This is a genomic window from Actinomadura sp. NPDC047616 (genome assembly GCF_040642915.1).
GTDB lineage: Bacteria > Actinomycetota > Actinomycetes > Streptosporangiales > Streptosporangiaceae > Spirillospora > Spirillospora miaoliensis.
The window spans coordinates 37696-53692 of sequence record NZ_JBEYTB010000009.1 but is presented as its reverse complement, the minus strand read 5'-3'; the positions used below and the strand labels follow the sequence as shown (position 1 = coordinate 53692).

Below are 15997 nucleotides of genomic sequence, written 5' to 3'. Positions count from 1 at the left end.
ACGCACTCGTCTCCACCCATTCCAGTTCCAGCTCGTCCACGAGCGCCGCTCGGCGCCCGCGCCCAGGCGCGCCTGCCAGGCCAGGCCGAGACACGGCCGCGGCGGTGGTTCTCCGCTCGCGGCCGTCAGGCTCGGATTCGGGCCCGCCGGTGCCTGGACCGCGGGCTGCGCGGCCGATGCGCCGCGTCAGCCGGGCGGCTCTCCCGGGGCGCGGACGCGGGACGGGCCGACGCCGGCCAGTCCCGCCAGGGCCGGATGGACCCGGCCCACATCGACTGTAATGATCTCGTACTCGGCCACGCCCGCGCAGACGAACGGGTCATTCTCGGCGATCTTTTCGATCTCGGCGCGGTCGGTCCCGCGCGCGATGATCGCGCCGCCGTGCTCGGACGGCACCGTCTGGCCCGAGGCCAGGAACGTGCCCGCCCGGTGGTGGCGTTCCAGGTACGCCACGTGGGCGGGCACGTGCGGCTCGACCTCGTCCTCGGTGCCGCGGTAGCGCAGCAGCAGGAGGTGCAGCGTGCTCATTTGGCGGGCACGATGTTCACGATCTTGGGCGGACGGACGATGACGCGCTGGATCCGTGCGCCGGCCAGAGCCTCGTTGACCTTGGCGGAGGCCAGCGCCAGCCGCTCCAGCTCGTCCTCGGCGATGTCGGGCGGCACCTCCAGGCGGTCGCGGACCTTGCCCGCGACCTGGACCACGCAGGTCACCGACTCGCGCACCAGCAGGGACGGGTCGGCCGCCGGCCAGCCCGCGGTCGCCACCGACGGCTCGCGGCCCAGCCGCTCCCACGCCTCCTCGGCGGTGTAGGGGGCGAACAGCGACAACAGCACCGCGATCGTCTCGGCGGCCTCCCGGACGGCCGGGTCGGCGGGGCCGGGGCCCTCGTCGATGGCGCGGCGGGTGGCGCTGACCAGCGTCATCAGCCGGGCGATCGCCACGTTGTAGCGGTGCTGCTCGATCAGCGTCGTGGCCTCGTCGATGGTGCGGTGGGTGACGCGCCGCAGGTCGACCGAGCCGGCCGCGGGGTCGGTGCCGGGTGCGGACGTCACGTCGGTGGCGATGCGGTGCACGCGCGTCAGGAACTTGGCCATGCCGGGCTGCGACACGTCGGCCCAGTCGATGTCGTCCTCGGGCGGCCCGGAGAACAGCATCGCCAGGCGCACCACGTCGACGCCCCACTGCTCGATCTGCTCGCCCAGGTCGACCATGTTGCCCAGCGACTTGGACATCGCCTTGCCGTTCAGGATCACCTGGCCCTGGTTGACCAGGCGGGTGAACGGCTCGGTGAAGTCGATCATGCCCAGGTCGTACAGCACCTTGGTGAAGAACCGGCTGTACAGCAGGTGCAGGATGGCGTGCTCGACGCCGCCGGTGTACTGGTCGACCGGCATCCACTTGCGGACCTGCTCGACGTCGAACGGCCCGTCCTCGTACGTCGGCGAGCAGTACCGGAAGTAGTACCAGGACGAGTCGACGAAGGTGTCCATGGTGTCGCTGTCGCGCTTGGCCGCGCCGCCGCACTTGGGGCACTCGACGTTGACCCAGTTCTCGGCGGCGGCCAGCGGCGAGGTGCCCTTGGGCCTCAGGTCGGCGCCGCGCAGGTCGTCGGGCAGCCGCACCGGCAGCTGGTCGTCCGGCACCGGGACCTCGCCGCAGGACGGGCAGTGCACGATCGGGATCGGGCAGCCCCAGAACCGCTGCCGGGACACCAGCCAGTCGCGCAGCCGGAAGTTGACCGCGGCCTTGCCCAGGCCCTTCTCCTCCAGGATCTCGATGATCCGGGTGATCGCGTCGGCCTTGTTCAGCCCGTCGATGGGGCCGGAGTTGACGATGCGCCCGTCGCCCGTGGTGGCCACGCCGGTCTCGGCCGGGTCGGGCTGGCCGGTCTCGACCACCACGCGCACCGGCAGCCCGAACTTCAGCGCGAAGTCCAGGTCGCGCTGGTCGTGCGCGGGAACGGCCATGATCGCGCCGTGGCCGTACTCGGCCAGCACGTAGTCGGACGCCCAGATCGGGATGCGCTCGCCGTTGACCGGGTTGATCGCGTACCGGCCCAGGAACACGCCGGTCTTCTCGCGCTCGGTGGACAGCCGCTCGATCTCGCTCTCGTGGGAGACCTGCTCGCGGTAGGCCTCGAACGCGGCGCGCTGCTCGGGGGCGCAGATCTCCTCGGCCAGCTCGGCGTCGGCGGCCACCACCATGAAGGTGGCCCCGTGCAGGGTGTCGGGGCGGGTGGTGTAGACGGTGACCGGCTGGTCGCGACCCTCGATGACGAAGTCGACGTCGGCGCCGGTGGAGCGGCCGATCCAGTTGCGCTGCATCAGCAGCACCCGGTCGGGCCACTTGCCCTCCAGGGCGGCCATGTCGTCCAGCAGCCGGTCCGCGTAATCGGTGATCTTGAAGTACCACTGGGTCAGCACGCGCCGCTCGACCAGCGTGCCGCAGCGCTCGCAGTGGCCGCCGATGACCTGCTCGTTGGCCAGCACGGTCTGGTCCTTGGGACACCAGTTGACCCGGCCGCCGCGCCGGTAGGCCAGCCCGCGCTCGTAGAAGCGCAGGAACAGCCACTGCGTCCACCGGTAGTACTCGGGGTCGGAGGTGTGCAACCGCCGCGACCAGTCGAAGGACGGGGCGTACCGCCGGAACGACGCCTCCTGGGTCGCGATGTTGTCGTAGGTCCACCGCACCGGGTCCGCGTTGTGCTTGATCGCGGCGTTCTCGGCGGGCAGGCCGAAGGAGTCCCAGCCCATGGGGTGCAGGACGTTGTAGCCGCGCTGCGTCCAGTAGCGGGCGGCCACGTCGCCGATGGCGTAGGCCTCGGCGTGCCCCATGTGCAGGTCGCCCGAGGGGTAGGGGAACATGTCCAGCGCGTAGCGGCGCTCGCGGCCGTCGTCCTCCTCGACCACCTTGAACGGGTCGAGCTCCGCCCAGCGGGCCTGCCACTTCTGCTGAATGGCCCGGGGGTCGTACCCGTCGTTCAGGGAGGCGGGCCCCCCTGAACCTCCCTGCGTGGCGCGGGAGGTGTCGTCGCTGCTCACGGTCGCTACTCCACTGGTCCTCTTGGTACCGAACGGCTCTGGCTGCGGGGCCTCGGCTGGTGCGCTGCCGGTTCCGGGAGACGATCCCCGGCCCCCGGCGGCCCCGCCGAAGGACAAACACGAAACGACCCCTCGCCAATGGAGGGGTCGCCGCGCCGACTGGTTCGTCCGTCAGCGCGGCCGGCTGAGAAGCAGCCTTCCTGTCCGCATATACCAAGACTAGCGCAGAAGCAAGGCGGGGCGGGGACGCACCCGGACACACGTCCCGGGGGAGGCGCGTGGCCGGAAGGCCCGGGCGCGGCGGAATTGGGTCTTGACGGCGCGGCGGCGGCCGCTAATCTCGGAAATCGATAGGAAGGTTTCCTATTAGAAGCCGCGCCGGTCTCCCACCCCCGCCAGGAGGAACGCGCATGCCCCGCAAGAGCTCCCTCGCCGTCGCCGCGGCCGTCGCCGTCGGCCTGCCCCTGGTCAGCGCCGCGCCCGCGTTCGCGCACGGCTACACCACCTCCCCCGTGAGCCGTGCCCTGCACTGCAAGCAGGGCACCGTCCAGAACTGCGGCCCCATCCAGTGGGAGCCGCAGAGCGTCGAGGGCCCCAAGGGCTTCCCCCAGTCCGGGCCCGCGGACGGCATGATCTGCGCCGGCGGCGACAGCCGCTGGGCACCGCTGGACGACCCGCGCGGCGGCCAGTGGCCCGCCACGCAGGTCAGGTCCGGCCAGTCGTTCACCTTCAGCTGGAACCTCACCGCCGCGCACGCCACCACCTCGTTCCGCTACTTCATCACCCGCAACGGCTGGAACCCGACCCAGCGGCTCACCCGGTCCGCCCTGGACCCGGCGCCGTTCCTGCAGCAGAACTACGGCGGCAAGCAGCCCCCGTCGAACGTGTCGCACACCGGCACCCTGCCCGCCAAGTCCGGCCGCCACGTCATCCTGGCCGTCTGGGACATCGCCGACACGGGCAACGCCTTCTACCAGTGCGCCGACGTCAACTTCGGCTGATCCGACCGGCCTCCTCCCCGCGGCGGCCTGCCGTCCCCTCCCCGGCAGGCCGCCGCCGCGCACCCGCCGGCCCGGTTGGATAACCGCCCGGTCACATTTGCCGGGGCGCGCGAAAAGGGCTCGTCACAGGGGTGCGCGGACGGGGCGCCATCCAGCAGGATGGGCGCAACCGTTCGTAGACTCGCCGGTAACAACCGCTCGGTGACGCCCCGCGCTGAGGAGTGCCATGCTCAACCTCTCGGTCCTGCTGGAGGACGCCGCTCGCAAGTCGCCCGACCGTGACGCCGTCGTGTTCGGCGACATGCGGCTGTCGTACGCGACGATCGACACCATCGCCAACCAGGTGGCGAACCTGCTGCGCGCACGCGGGATCGGACCGGGGGACAAGGTCGCGCTGTCGTGTCCCAACGTGCCGTACTTCCCGATGGTGTACTTCGGGATCCTCAAGGCGGGCGCGGCGGTCGTCCCCCTGAACGTGCTCCTCAAGCCGCGCGAGATCGCCTACCACCTGGACGACTCCGGCGCCAGGGCGCTGTTCGCGTTCGAGGGCACCCCCGAGCTGCCGCTCGGTGAGATGGGGCGCGCCGGGTTCCAGCAGGCCGCCGGGTGCGAGCACCTGTTCCTCATGACGGCCGACCCGGGGGCCGCCGAGTCGCCGTACGAGGACGCCGAGCTGTTCTGGCCCGCGGTCGGGGCGCAGCCGGGCACCTGCGAGCCCGCGCAGACGTCCGCCGAGGACACCGCGGTGATCCTCTACACCAGCGGCACCACCGGGCAGCCCAAGGGCGCCGAGCTGTCGCACATGAACATGCTGATGAACGCGTTCGTGTCGGACGCCATGTTCCACCGCACCGACCACGACGTGTCGCTGATGACCCTGCCGATGTTCCACGCCTTCGGGCAGTCCTGCGTGATGAACGTGGGCATCCGGCGCCGCGCCACGCTGGTGCTGCAGCCCCGGTTCGAGCCCGCCGAGGCGCTGCGGCTGATGGCCAGGGAGAAGGTCACCATCTTCGCGGGCGTCCCGACGATGTACTGGGCGCTGCTGTCCGACCAGGGCACGGTGCCGACCGAGGACGTGACGCGGCACCTGCACACCTGCGTGTCGGGCGGGGCGTCCCTGCCGCTGGAGGTGCTCAAGGGCTTCGAGGCCAAGTTCGGCGTCAAGGTCCTCGAAGGGTACGGGCTGTCGGAGACCTCGCCGGTGGCCTCGTTCAACCAGGCGGACGTCGGCCTGAAGCCCGGCTCGATCGGCACCCCCATCTGGGGCGTGGAGATGAAGCTGATCGACGGCGAGTGGAAGACGATCGAGGGCGAGGGGCCGGGCGAGATCGCGGTGCGCGGCCACAACGTCATGAAGGGCTACCACGGCCGTCCCGAGGCGACCGAGGAGGTGATCCGGGACGGCTGGTTCCGCACCGGCGACATCGCCCGCCGCGACGAGGACGGCTTCTACTTCATCGTCGACCGCTCCAAGGACATGATCATCCGCGGTGGCTTCAACGTGTACCCGCGGGAGATCGAGGAGGTCCTCATGACCCACCCGCAGGTCTCGCTGGCCGCGGTGGTGGGCGTGCCGCACGACAGCCACGGCGAGGAGATCAAGGCGTACGTGATCCGCACCCCGGACGCCACGATCACCGAGGAGGAGCTGGTCGCCTGGGGCAGGGAGCAGTTCGCCGCCTACAAGTACCCGCGGATCGTGGAGTTCCGCGACGAGCTGCCGATGACCGCCACCGGCAAGATCCTCAAGCGCGAGCTGCGCTGACCCCCGCCGAGTCCGCCCACCGCCCCCGGCCGCGCCGCCGACAGGGGCGGTGGGTGGGCCGCATTCCCGGCGGGACGACGACGCGCGGCAGCGCGAACGCCTCGTCCGAGGAGGTGCCGGGCGCTGCGGCGCAGAGGACGACGGTCCCGTTCTAGAACAGGACGTGCTCCTCGGCGAAGCCGTAGAAGGCGACGCGGCCGTTGGCCAGCAGGCGCCGGTCGTCGGGCTGCCAGGTGTGCTTGGACGGGTCGGCGTGCCGGACGGTGACGAACGAGTACCGGTCGGCCGCGTACAACCGGACGCCGTCACCGCGCAGCCGCCGGAACAGGTCGGTGTCCTCGCCGCGCGGCAGGTCGGCGAACCGGTAGGTCTTCAGCAGGTCCGCCTCGGCCAGCAGGGCGCCGCCGCGCAGGTGGTCGACGTGGCGGTGCTCGTGGTCGGGCCAGCGCAGCACCGTCGCGCCCACCGACTCCAGGTAGGCGTAGTGAGCGAGCTTGCCGACCACCCCCGCGTCGGCGTAGGAGAACGCGGCGACCAGGTCGGCGACGTAGTGCGGGCCGTACAGCTCGTCGTCGTCCATCTTGCCGACGTAGGCGCCGCCGGCCGCGTCCAGGCCGAGGTTCAGGCAGGCGCCGAGCGGCAGTGACCGGTCGGCGGCCAGCACCACGACGTCGTCGAGCCCGGCCTCGCGGGCCCGCTTCTCGACGGCCGCGGTCTCCACGTCGAGGCCGTGCAGCACGATGACCAGCTGCAGGGGACGCCAGGTCTGCCGCGCGGTCTGGGCGATGGCGTGGTCGATCCGGCCGGGACGGTTCGTCGACAGCACCAGCGAGACGGGCGGCGGCACGATGGGGGCGGGGTCGCGCAGGCCGACCGCTTCCAGGAGGGTGCCGACGCGGTGCCGGTAGGTGTGCGCGGCGTGGACGTCGCGCCACGCCAGATGGGCCTGCCGGTCGCGCAGTTCGGGAGCGGCGAGCAGCGCGCGCAGCACGGTCCGTCCCTCGTCGGCGTCCGCGACCACGGGCCCGAACCCGGGTGTCGACCGTCGCAGCACGACCGGGACGCCTGCAGCCGCCGCCTCGTAGGGCTGTCGGCCGTCCGCGGCCAGGAGCACCTGGTAGTGCTTGCGCGCCGTCAGCGACTTCTCGTACGGCAGGGGCGCGACGACGCGCTGCCGGTACTTGTGGGGGAAGCCGTGCCCGCGGAAGTGCGCGCCGAGCTTGGGGGCGGGGGCGAGGAGCGGCTCGTCTTCCTCGTCGTAGTCGCCCTCGTACAGCAGCGGGTACCGCCCCTGGCCGGGGACGCGGATCGGGTTGTGCAGCCGCGGCTGCGCCGCGAAGGGCAGGAGGCGGGCGCCGTTGGTGTGCCGCGCGGCGGTGGCCTGGTCGACGGCGAAGACGTGGTCGAAGAGGGCGGCGTGCTCGTGCGGGCCGTCGCCGGTGTCCCAGTACACGGTGGGCACGCGGTGCTCGCGGCACCACGCGGCCATCTCCTCGATCGGCAGCCCGGACGCGGCCGACGCGACGAGCAGCAGGTCGGGGCGTTCGGCCTCGAAGACGTCGCGCCAGTCGTCGGTACCGGGGCGGAAGCCGTCCAGCTGCCGCCACTCGTACCGCAGCGCGAGCGCGACGGCCGGGGACGCGACGACGGCGGCGGTCACGCCGGGACGGTTGACCGGCCCGTCGGGGATCGCCGCGGCGGGCGCGTCGAGCGGCTCGGTGTCGGCGACGCGGATCTCCGGGCGCCGGGTCCGCTTCGGCGCGTCGGGCGGTGCCGCGGGCAGCGCGCGGCCGCGCAGCGCCCCGGCGACCCGCCGGTAGGACGCGGCGGCCAGCGGGCGCCGCCGCACCGTCGTCAGCGCCTCGCCCAGCCGCCACCGGCGCCGCCGCCGCATCGCCTCGGCCTGCCATTCGGCCTGCTCGGCGCGGTGCGCCTGTTCGGCGGCGCGCCGCCCCGCGTCGCCGAGCTCCCGGACGACCTCGGCCAGCCGCCGCCTGAGCAGCTCGACGTGCCGGTCGCGGTCGCGCCTTTCGTGCTCGACCTCGTCCAGCCGCGCCCGCACGGCCGCGTTCTCCGCGGCCAGCCGGTCGGCGCGTTCCCGTTGCGTCGCGGCGTCGTCGCCGAACTTGCCGGCCTGCGTCACGGGCCACTCCCGGGGTCGACGTCCCTAAGGTCAACCCGTCCACGCTAGGCCGCCCGCATCGTCCCACCGGGCGGCGTCACCGGGCGTTCCTCGAACGTTCAGCAGGCGTAGGCGTTCAGAACGTGTACGCCAGCCGCTTGATGCCGTTGATGAAGCTGGAGTCCAGGCGGTCGGGCTCACCGTCGGACCGGATGCCGGGCAGGCTCCGCAGCAGCTCGCGGAACATCACGGTGATCTCACGGCGGGCCAGGTGGGCGCCCAGGCAGAAGTGCGGGCCGGGGCCGCCGAACCCCACGTGCGGGTTGGGGTCGCGCAGGATGTCGAAGCGTTCGGGGTCGGTGAAGACGGTCTCGTCCCGGTTGGCCGACCAGTAGTAGAGCAGCAGCTTGTCGCCCGCCTTGATCTCGTGGTCGAGGAGGGTGGTGTCGCGGGTGGCGGTGCGCCGCATCCACACCACCGGCGACACGTACCGGACGATCTCCTCGACGGCGCCGCCGACGCGTCCCTCGAAGTCGGCGACGAGCAGGGCGCGCTGGTCGGGGTGCCGGGTCAGCAGGTCCAGGCCGTGCGCGATGGCGTTGCGGGTCGTCTCGTTGCCCGCCACCACGAGCAGGATGAAGAACGAACCCAGCTCCTGGTCGGTGAGCGACTCCCCGTCGATGTTGGCGTTCACCAGCGCGGAGGTCAGGTCGTCGGTGGGTTCGGCGCGGCGGCGCCGGGCCAGGTCCTCCACGATCTCCTTGAGCGTCTGGCCCGCGCCCATCAGCGCCAGCGCGGCCTCCTCGGGGTCGTCGGAGGGCAGGAACTCGGGGTCGTTGCCCGCCAGGATCACGTTGGTGGCGTCCAGGACGGTGTCGTGGTGCTCGGGCGCGATGCCCATCATGTCGCAGATGATCGTCAGCGGGAGCCGGGCGGCGACGTCGGCCACGAAGTCGCCGGTGCCGCGGCCGGCCGCCACCCGCGCCGCCAGGTCGGCGGCGACGTGCTGCACCCGGTCCTCGAACCGCTGGATCATGCGCGGGGAGAACGCGCGGGACACGATGCGGCGCAGCCGGGCGTGCCGCGGATCGTCCATGTTGATCATGGAGCCGAAGTACTCGTGCAGGTCGCCCGGCATGTCGGGGATGTTGGTGGCGCCGTGTCCGGAGCAGAAGTCCTGGGGCCGCCGGGACGCCTCCAGCACCTCGGCGTGCCGGGTGAGGGCGAGGTAGCCGGGCCCGCGAGGGACGATCCGCACGTCCGGCTCCTCGAAGCGGACCAGGCGGGGCTCCCAGCGCAGCGCCTTGAACGCCTCGTGCCGGTGTTCCAGCGGACGCCGCCAGAAGTCCCTGTCCGTCAGGTTGATGTCCTCGACCTTGAGCATCGCGCCACCCGAGTTTCAGAACGCCATTCGGTTTACAAACAGCCTCGCAAAGTAAACCGCCGGCGCGGGAGTCTCTCCCGCGTGACAAGCGTCACAGTCACCCCTGGGCGGCGGTGAGCCAGTCCAGGATCAGCCGGTTGACCTCGGCGGGACGTTCCAGGTGCAGGAAGTGGCCCGTGCCGGGGACGAGTTCGGCGCGCGAGCCGGGCGGCAGGTGGGCCAGCACGGCCGAGACGTCCCCGCCCGGAGCGAACGCGTCCGCGCCAAGGCACCCGTCGTCGGCTCCGTGCAGGTAGAGCAGCGGCCGCTCGGCGGGAGCGGACACCGCCTCCTGCTGCGCCGCGTACCGGTCGACGTGGCGGGACGGATCGAACATGGCCCGGTAGTAGCCGAGGGCGGCGGCGAGGTTGGCGGGTTCGGCCAGGCAGTCCATGACGTGGGCGACGTCGTCCGTCGCGTCGTAGCCCGGCGACCAGTCGCGCCACAGCCCGGCAACGAACGCGCCGTTCACCGCGGCCTCGGCCAGGGGCGTCTGGAACAGGAAGATGTAGAACGACCGCTTGAGCTGCTCGTACTGGAAGAACGAGCTCATCATCGACGCCATCGGCGGCACCGCGAGCGTCACGGCGCGGCGCCACCGCTCGGGCGCGTGGGCGACGGCGCCATAGGTGGCGAACGCACCCCAGTCGTGCCCGACGAGCACCGCGTCGGAGCCGCCGCCGAACGCCTCGTGCAGCGCCACGGCGTCGGCGACGAGCGCGCCGGTCTGGTACGCGCCGTCGTCCGGCACCGCCGTGGGCGCGTAGCCCCGCATGAACGGGGCGACGGCGTGGTAACCGGCGGCGGCCAGTTCGGGCAGCAGGTGCCGCCACGTGCGGGCGGAGTCGGGGAAGCCGTGCAGGCACAGCGCGAGCGGCCCGCCGTCCGGGCCCGCCTCCAGATAGCCGAACTGCACCCCGTTCGCCGTGACGGTTCCCGCGCGCACGTCGTCCACCTCGGCTCCTCCCTCGCCCACCGAGCGCGACGTTACCCCAGCGACCGACCGGCGCCCAGGCCGTGGCGTCCGTCGCCTCCGCCGAGGATCTGACCTCGGCCTACTCACACCGAGCGGCTGTTCGGGCCGCAACGGAAACGGGCTTCCACGGGTCGCGCCCGCGGAAGCCCGTTGTTCGCCCGTTGCGACGGCTCTACGCCCGTGCGGGTCACACGCCCCAGTCGGGACGCAGCGGCATGTGCGAGTTGCCCTTGGCGTCGAGCTTGACGCCCAGCGTCTGGTGCAGCTGGATCCAGTTGCGCTCGAAACCGATGATGCAGCCGGCCATGTACACCCGCCACACCCGGGCGGTGCCCTCGCCGACCTCGGCGACGGCGTCGTCCCAGCGCGCGTCCAGGTTGCGGCACCAGCCCGCGAGGGTGCGGGCGTAGTGCTCGCGCAGGTTCTCCTGGTGGCGGATCTCGAAGCCCGCGTCGTTCATCTTCGACTGGATGTACCCCGGGCCCTCCAGCTCACCGTCGGGGAACACGTACCGGTTGATGAACCCGCCCGGCTTCATCGCCGGCGCCAGGTTGTCGGGCCGGGTGATGGTGTGGTTCAGCATCCGGCCGCCCGGCACGAGCTTGTCGTACAGGAAGGAGAAGTACGACGGCAGGTTGGCCTTGCCGATGTGCTCGGTCAGGCCGATCGAGCTGACCGCGTCGAACCCGGTCTCCTCCACGTCCCGGTAGTCCAGGTGCCGCACCTCGGCCAGCTCCGACAGGCCGCGGTCGGCGATGGCCTTCTGCGCCCACTCGGCCTGCTGCTTGGACAGGGTGACGCCCAGCGCCTTCACCCCGTACTCCTTGGCGGCGTGCATCACCATGCCGCCCCAGCCGCAGCCAACGTCCAGCAGCCGCATGCCCGGCCGCAGGCCGAGCTTCTTGGCGACCAGGTCGTGCTTGTGGAACTGCGCCTCCTCCAGGGTGGCGTCCTCCCGGGGGAAGCACGCGCACGTGTAGGCCATCGACGGCCCCAGCACCCACTCGTAGAAGGTGTTGGACACGTCGTAGTGATGCGAGATAGCCTTGGCGTCGCGCCGCTTGGAGTGGCGCAGCCAGGACGGCACCCGGCTGAACGGCGCCTCCTGGGGCGGCGGCGGCAGACGGCGGCTCACCGCCGCGCGCAGCAGCGGGTTGCGCACCACCTCTCCGAGGATCCTGGCCTTGTCCCCCCACGACACGTCACCCAGCGCCTGCTGCATCGTCGACAGCGCGGTGTACATGTCGCCGTGCACGTCGAGGTGCCCGCTGACGTACGCCCGAGCCAGCCCAAGAGAACCCGGCGAGTGCACCAGGTAGGACACCGCGTACGGGGAACGCACCTCGAAGCGGATGTCGGCCCCCGGACTGCCCGCCCGCGACCCGTCGTACGCGACGAACTCCACTGGCGCGTCAGGCCCGACGAGCTCCTCGAAGACCCTGGCCAGCGTCATGTTCTTCCTCCTGTCTCTCCGCCCCGAGCCGGGCCGAGCCCCGGCTCCGCCGGGGCATCCCCCCGGTGGCGCGGCTCAGCGCCCGCGCACACACTTGTCGTAGAGGTCCAGCAGGCGCTTGTCGGGGTCGTACGTCTCCTTGAGCCGTCGGTAGGTCTCCCCGTCGTAGTGCCGCCAGAACTCGTCACGGCTGTAAAAAGCAGTCGAGTAGAGGGACTTATGCCCGTCAAGCGCGGCGACCTTACGTTCGATGAGCCGGTTGTGGTACTCGGGTATCTTCCCCGGAGGCAGCCTGACCGTCCCCCAGAAACCGACGTTGACGTACGTGCGGCCCGGCTCCAGCGGGTACAGCGGCCAGCGGTCGCGCGCGCGCAGCGGGCACAGCCACACCGGGCTCATGCCCACCTTGTCGTGGAAGAAGTCGAGGAACTCCGGCAGCCGCTCCACCGGAACCTCGATGTCCTGGATGACGTCCTCGCGGGGACGCTCCCCCCGCCACCGGTCGATCCGGGCGACGACATGGAACCGCCGGTCGTAGGCCACCAGCTTGCGGTAGACGTCCGACCGCTTGGCCTTGTCCGGCCACACCCGGCGCACCAGCGGATGCTGGACGCCGAACGCCCGCGAGCACCAGAACCAGTCGGTGTCCCAGCGCCAGATGTAGTCGCGCACCGTCAGGAAGTCGACCGACCGCTCCTGGATGGACCGGTAGTAAATCTTCTGGCCGGTGTAGTCGGAGGTGTAGGGCGCGCTGTCGGCGAACGACCCGACCGTCAGGTACGCCTCGCCCGGCCCGAACACCGTGCCGTCGAGGAAGTCGATCGGCTCGCCCTCGTACTCCTTCGCCTCGCTCAGCTCGGCGATCGCCTTCGCGCACGCCTCCGCCGAGCCGTACCGCAGGTGCCGCAGCCGCACGTACGGCTTGACGGGGATCAGCTCGACCTTCAACCGCAGCGAGTAGCCGAGCGTCCCGTAGGAGTTGGGGAACCCGAAGAACAGGTCGGAGTGCTCGTTGTCGCGGGTGGCGGTGACGATCTGGCCGTCCCCGGTCAGCACCTGCATCTCCAGCACCGCCTCGTGCGGCAGGCCGAGCCGGAATGACGTCGACTCGATGCCGAGGCCGGTCACCGCGCCGCCGAGCGTGATGGTCTTCAGCTGCGGCACCACCGTGGGCATCAGCCCGTACGGCAGGGTCGCGTCCACCAGGTCCTCATAGGTGGTCATGCCCTGCACGTCGGCGGTGCGCGCCTCCGGGTCGACGCTCAGCACCTTGTCGAACCCCGACACGTCCAGCCCGGGCGCGTCCGACGGGTCCCGCCAGCGGAACAGGTTCGAGGTCTTCTTCGCCAGCCGCACCGGCGTCCCCGCCGGAATGGCGTCGTACGACCGGCGCAGCGCCTCCACCGCACGCTGGTGATCGTCTCTGATCGCTAGCTCGGTCATCAGTCCTCCCCCACGCACACAGTAAATCGATCATCCCATGTATCGTCCACATATCCGTGGGGTTAGCGTCGTCACAAGGAGGGAGGAGACGATGGGAAAGATCTACGACCGCATCGACGAGCGGTTGCGCGCCTTCATCGTCGCCCAGCCGATGTTCTTCGTGGCCACCGCCCCCGCGGACGGCCATGTGAACGTCTCGCCCAAGGGCTACGCCGACACCTTCGCCGTGCTCGACGACCGCACCGTCGGATACCTCGACCTGACCGGCTCGGGCGCGGAGACCATCGCGCACCTGCGCGAGAACGGCCGCATCACGGTCATGTTCTGCTCGTTCGGCCGCACGCCCAACGTCCTGCGGCTGTACGGCACCGGACGCGTCGTGACGCCCGGCTCCCCGCAGTGGCCGGATCTGGCCCGCCACTTCCCCGTCGACACCCCGGGCAGCCGCGCCATCATCGTCGTCACCGTCGACCGGATCGCCGACTCCTGCGGCTACGGCGTCCCCTACATGGAACCGGCCGGCGACCGCGACATGCTCAAGGACTGGGCGGCGCGCAAGACCCCCGAGAAGCTGAGCGCCTACCAGGCAGACAAGAACGCCACGAGCATCGACGGCCTGCCCGCGCTGGACGGCCTGGACGAGGTCACTTGACGGGCCGCAGGATCCACGGGTAGCGGAACGGCTGCCCCACCAGCGCGTGGACGGCCGCGACGCCCGCCACCACCCAGGTGATCGTGTAGAGCAGCGCCCCGACGCCGAACGTCAGGATCGTCACCGCCAGCACGGTGAGCTGGAAGTTCACCGCCTCGGCCGCGTGCCGCCGCACGTACTGCGACTTCCTGCCGTACACCAGCATCAGCACCAGCGGCGCCACGAACAGCGTCAGGTACCCGCCGAAGTGCGCGAGCGCCGCCGCGAGCCGCTCCTCGCCCGTCGGCTCCCCCTCCGCCGCCGGCAGCGCCGGACCCGGCGTCAGGTCGCGCGTCACCGCCGCCAGATCGCTCCGGGTCTTGGCCGTCATGGCCAGGTGTATGCGCATGTCGAACTCGGCGTGCTCCAGGCGCCCTTCGGCGTAGGCGTCCTGCAGGCGCGCGATGACCGGCTCCCGCTCCGCGTCCGACACCCGCAGGTGCCCGGTGGCGTAAGTGCTCTCCATGCCCTTCATCGTCGGCGCCCCGCCGCTCGCCCGGAATCGGGGACACCCCTGAGCCGCCCCTGATTCCCTCCCCCTCCGTAAGGGGGACGGGCGTCACCTCCGGTCGGAGACCTGCCCCGGCTGCTCCGGCGTCTCTTGCTCCAGCTCGGTGTACTCCTTACCGGGCGTCATCGGCTTTCCGAACAGCTGGGACACCGTCACGAACGTGTATCCATCAGCCCGGAGCCGCTCAATGATGCGCGGCACGGCCTTCACCGTCGTCGAATGGATGTCGTGCATCAGCACAATCATCCCCGGCCGCACCCCCTTGAGCACCCTGCGCTCGACCGTTCCGGTGTTCCGCACCTGCCAGTCGAGCGGATCGACGGCCCACAGCACCTGCGCCAGCTTCATCCGCTTGGCGACGCCCGCGACCGTGGTGTCCGTGGACCCGTAGGGCGGACGCATCAGCAGGGGCGTCACCCCGCTCGCCTTGCGGATCGCGTCCTGCGTGCGCGACAGCTCGCTCTCCACCTTCGCGCTGGAGGAACGCCCCAGGTCGACGTGCGACCAGCTGTGGTTGGCCAGCTCGTGCCCCTCGGCCGCCTCCCGCCGCACCAGGTCGGGATAGGTGGCGGCGTTCCTGCCGATGAGGAAGAACGTGACCTTCACGCGCTGCTGGGCCAGGATGTCCAGCAGCTTCCCGGTACTGGGCATCGGCCCGTCGTCGAACGTCAACGCCACGCACTTGGCCCGCGCGCAGTCCACCGGAGGCGGCGGTTGCGGCGTGGGGGTCGGGCTGGGCGTGGGCTTCGGCTCCGGGACCGCGACGGGGGTGGACGGCCCCGTGCCCGCCGGGGCGAGCGTGCTCAGCCACCCGAACGACGCCAGCACGGCGACCGCCGCGGCCGACTTCTGGATCATGGCCGTCCAGCGCCGACCGGTCACCGCACCCCCCTGTAAATGATCTTCTGCCCGGGCCAGCAGTGTAAGCCGGTGTCCCCGCACCACAGGCGGACATACGTGCCTGTGTCGGGAACCCGTTCGATGGGAGGGGCGTTATCGTCTTACGCGTATGCGTCCCGGAACCGTTCCGGGGCGACACCAGACGACGGGAACGGCGATGAGGTTCCGCGACCGCTTCGGGCTTCGCAAAAACCGCGGCGCATCGGTCACCAAGCTGGACCGCGAGGCCACCGACGCCGACATCGAGGCACTGATCGCCTTCGCGCGCAGTCGCCGGGGCGTGGAGTTCTACGTGGAGCCCGAGACGTTCGCCACCGACACCACCGCGGTCGCCGTCGCCCACGACGGCGAGTGGACCCGCCGCCGCGTCGGCTCCCCCAAGGTGATCGCCAAGGTGGCCCGCGACCTCAAGCTCCCCGTCTACGACGTCCAGATCGTCGGCTACCCCAACCGCATGCGCGCCTGGAACGAACGCAACCGCGACCGCCGCATAGACCCCGGCACCCCCGGCCAAGCCGTCTCCTGACCGCCTCCTGACCGCGGTCTTTCGACCTCTCCTCGCCCCACCTGCCTCCAACAAACGCGCACCGCCCCCACCAGTGACGGCCCCGCCCGAACGCGCTGCTTCCAACCTTCACGGCATCAACCGGCTCCACCCGGAGAAA

The 15997-nt window shown here is 71.3% G+C and carries 13 protein-coding genes; 4 read left to right on the top strand and 9 right to left on the bottom strand.

Going from position 1 to position 15997, the window contains the following annotated elements:
* Positions 1 to 186 precede the first annotated feature (186 nt).
* Together ABZ801_RS21960 and leuS are read right to left on the bottom strand one after the other, a co-directional pair.
* On the bottom strand, positions 187 to 528 hold the full coding sequence (locus ABZ801_RS21960) for a YciI family protein (protein ID WP_344947374.1): 342 nt from the start codon (positions 526 to 528) through the stop codon (positions 187 to 189).
* Complete coding sequence (gene leuS / locus ABZ801_RS21955; RefSeq protein WP_344947479.1) at positions 525 to 2987, bottom strand: leucine--tRNA ligase; 2463 nt, start codon at positions 2985 to 2987, stop codon at positions 525 to 527. Before leuS ends, ABZ801_RS21960 begins: the two co-directional genes overlap by 4 nt.
* Before the next feature lie 467 nt (positions 2988 to 3454).
* On the opposite strand from leuS, the gene ABZ801_RS21950 reads away from it, so the two are divergent.
* Both ABZ801_RS21950 and ABZ801_RS21945 read left to right on the top strand, forming a co-directional pair.
* Positions 3455 to 4045: a lytic polysaccharide monooxygenase gene (locus ABZ801_RS21950; RefSeq protein WP_344947375.1), complete on the top strand. Its 591-nt coding sequence runs from the start codon at positions 3455 to 3457 to the stop codon at positions 4043 to 4045.
* Between the two features lie 226 nt (positions 4046 to 4271).
* Positions 4272 to 5813, top strand: coding sequence for a long-chain fatty acid--CoA ligase (locus tag ABZ801_RS21945; protein WP_360700532.1), 1542 nt, complete (start codon positions 4272 to 4274; stop codon positions 5811 to 5813).
* A 151-nt stretch (positions 5814 to 5964) separates the two neighbouring features.
* On the opposite strand, the gene ABZ801_RS21940 is transcribed toward ABZ801_RS21945, so the two are convergent.
* The 5 genes from ABZ801_RS21940 to ABZ801_RS21920 form a co-directional block, all read right to left on the bottom strand.
* The gene (locus ABZ801_RS21940; RefSeq protein WP_360700529.1) at positions 5965 to 7956 is read right to left on the bottom strand and encodes a glycosyltransferase; all 1992 of its coding nucleotides are present in this window, start codon (positions 7954 to 7956) and stop codon (positions 5965 to 5967) included.
* Between the two features lie 115 nt (positions 7957 to 8071).
* On the bottom strand, positions 8072 to 9319 hold the full coding sequence (locus ABZ801_RS21935; protein WP_360700527.1) for a cytochrome P450: 1248 nt from the start codon (positions 9317 to 9319) through the stop codon (positions 8072 to 8074).
* A gap of 97 nt (positions 9320 to 9416) precedes the next feature.
* Entirely contained in the window at positions 9417 to 10334 is a 918-nt protein-coding gene (locus ABZ801_RS21930) for an alpha/beta hydrolase (protein WP_360700524.1), read from the bottom strand.
* 187 nt (positions 10335 to 10521) lie between these two features.
* The gene (locus ABZ801_RS21925; RefSeq protein WP_344947382.1) at positions 10522 to 11787 is read right to left on the bottom strand and encodes a class I SAM-dependent methyltransferase; all 1266 of its coding nucleotides are present in this window, start codon (positions 11785 to 11787) and stop codon (positions 10522 to 10524) included.
* Between the two features lie 75 nt (positions 11788 to 11862).
* Complete coding sequence (locus ABZ801_RS21920) at positions 11863 to 13230, bottom strand: FAD-binding oxidoreductase (protein WP_360700521.1); 1368 nt, start codon at positions 13228 to 13230, stop codon at positions 11863 to 11865.
* Between the two features lie 91 nt (positions 13231 to 13321).
* On the opposite strand from ABZ801_RS21920, the gene ABZ801_RS21915 reads away from it, so the two are divergent.
* Complete coding sequence (locus ABZ801_RS21915; RefSeq protein ID WP_360700518.1) at positions 13322 to 13882, top strand: pyridoxamine 5'-phosphate oxidase family protein; 561 nt, start codon at positions 13322 to 13324, stop codon at positions 13880 to 13882.
* Here the strand turns inward: ABZ801_RS21915 and ABZ801_RS21910 are convergent.
* Positions 13875 to 14387: a DUF1707 and DUF4870 domain-containing protein gene (locus ABZ801_RS21910; protein WP_360700515.1), complete on the bottom strand. Its 513-nt coding sequence runs from the start codon at positions 14385 to 14387 to the stop codon at positions 13875 to 13877. The two genes, ABZ801_RS21915 and ABZ801_RS21910, sit on opposite strands and share 8 nt — an antisense overlap.
* Positions 14388 to 14480: 93 nt before the next feature.
* Entirely contained in the window at positions 14481 to 15314 is an 834-nt protein-coding gene (locus ABZ801_RS21905; RefSeq protein ID WP_360700512.1) for a polysaccharide deacetylase family protein, read from the bottom strand.
* A gap of 175 nt (positions 15315 to 15489) precedes the next feature.
* Here ABZ801_RS21905 and ABZ801_RS21900 point away from each other — a divergent pair, with 175 nt between their 5' ends.
* Positions 15490 to 15858 (top strand): hypothetical protein, encoded by a 369-nt coding sequence (locus ABZ801_RS21900; protein WP_360700510.1) that lies wholly within the window; start codon positions 15490 to 15492, stop codon positions 15856 to 15858.
* The last annotated feature ends 139 nt before the right edge of the window (positions 15859 to 15997 follow it).

Excerpts from the sequence above, each read along its gene's own strand:
- ABZ801_RS21960 (WP_344947374.1), bottom strand. The coding sequence starts at position 528 with ATGAGCACGCTGCACCTCCTGCTGCTGCGCTACCGCGGCACCGAGGAC.
- ABZ801_RS21950 (WP_344947375.1), top strand. The coding sequence starts at position 3,455 with ATGCCCCGCAAGAGCTCCCTCGCCGTCGCCGCGGCCGTCGCCGTCGGC.
- ABZ801_RS21945 (WP_360700532.1), top strand. The coding sequence starts at position 4,272 with ATGCTCAACCTCTCGGTCCTGCTGGAGGACGCCGCTCGCAAGTCGCCC.
- ABZ801_RS21935 (WP_360700527.1), bottom strand. The coding sequence starts at position 9,319 with ATGCTCAAGGTCGAGGACATCAACCTGACGGACAGGGACTTCTGGCGG.
- ABZ801_RS21925 (WP_344947382.1), bottom strand. The coding sequence starts at position 11,787 with ATGACGCTGGCCAGGGTCTTCGAGGAGCTCGTCGGGCCTGACGCGCCA.
- ABZ801_RS21920 (WP_360700521.1), bottom strand. The coding sequence starts at position 13,230 with ATGACCGAGCTAGCGATCAGAGACGATCACCAGCGTGCGGTGGAGGCG.
- ABZ801_RS21915 (WP_360700518.1), top strand. The coding sequence starts at position 13,322 with ATGGGAAAGATCTACGACCGCATCGACGAGCGGTTGCGCGCCTTCATC.
- ABZ801_RS21910 (WP_360700515.1), bottom strand. The coding sequence starts at position 14,387 with ATGGAGAGCACTTACGCCACCGGGCACCTGCGGGTGTCGGACGCGGAG.
- ABZ801_RS21900 (WP_360700510.1), top strand. The coding sequence starts at position 15,490 with ATGAGGTTCCGCGACCGCTTCGGGCTTCGCAAAAACCGCGGCGCATCG.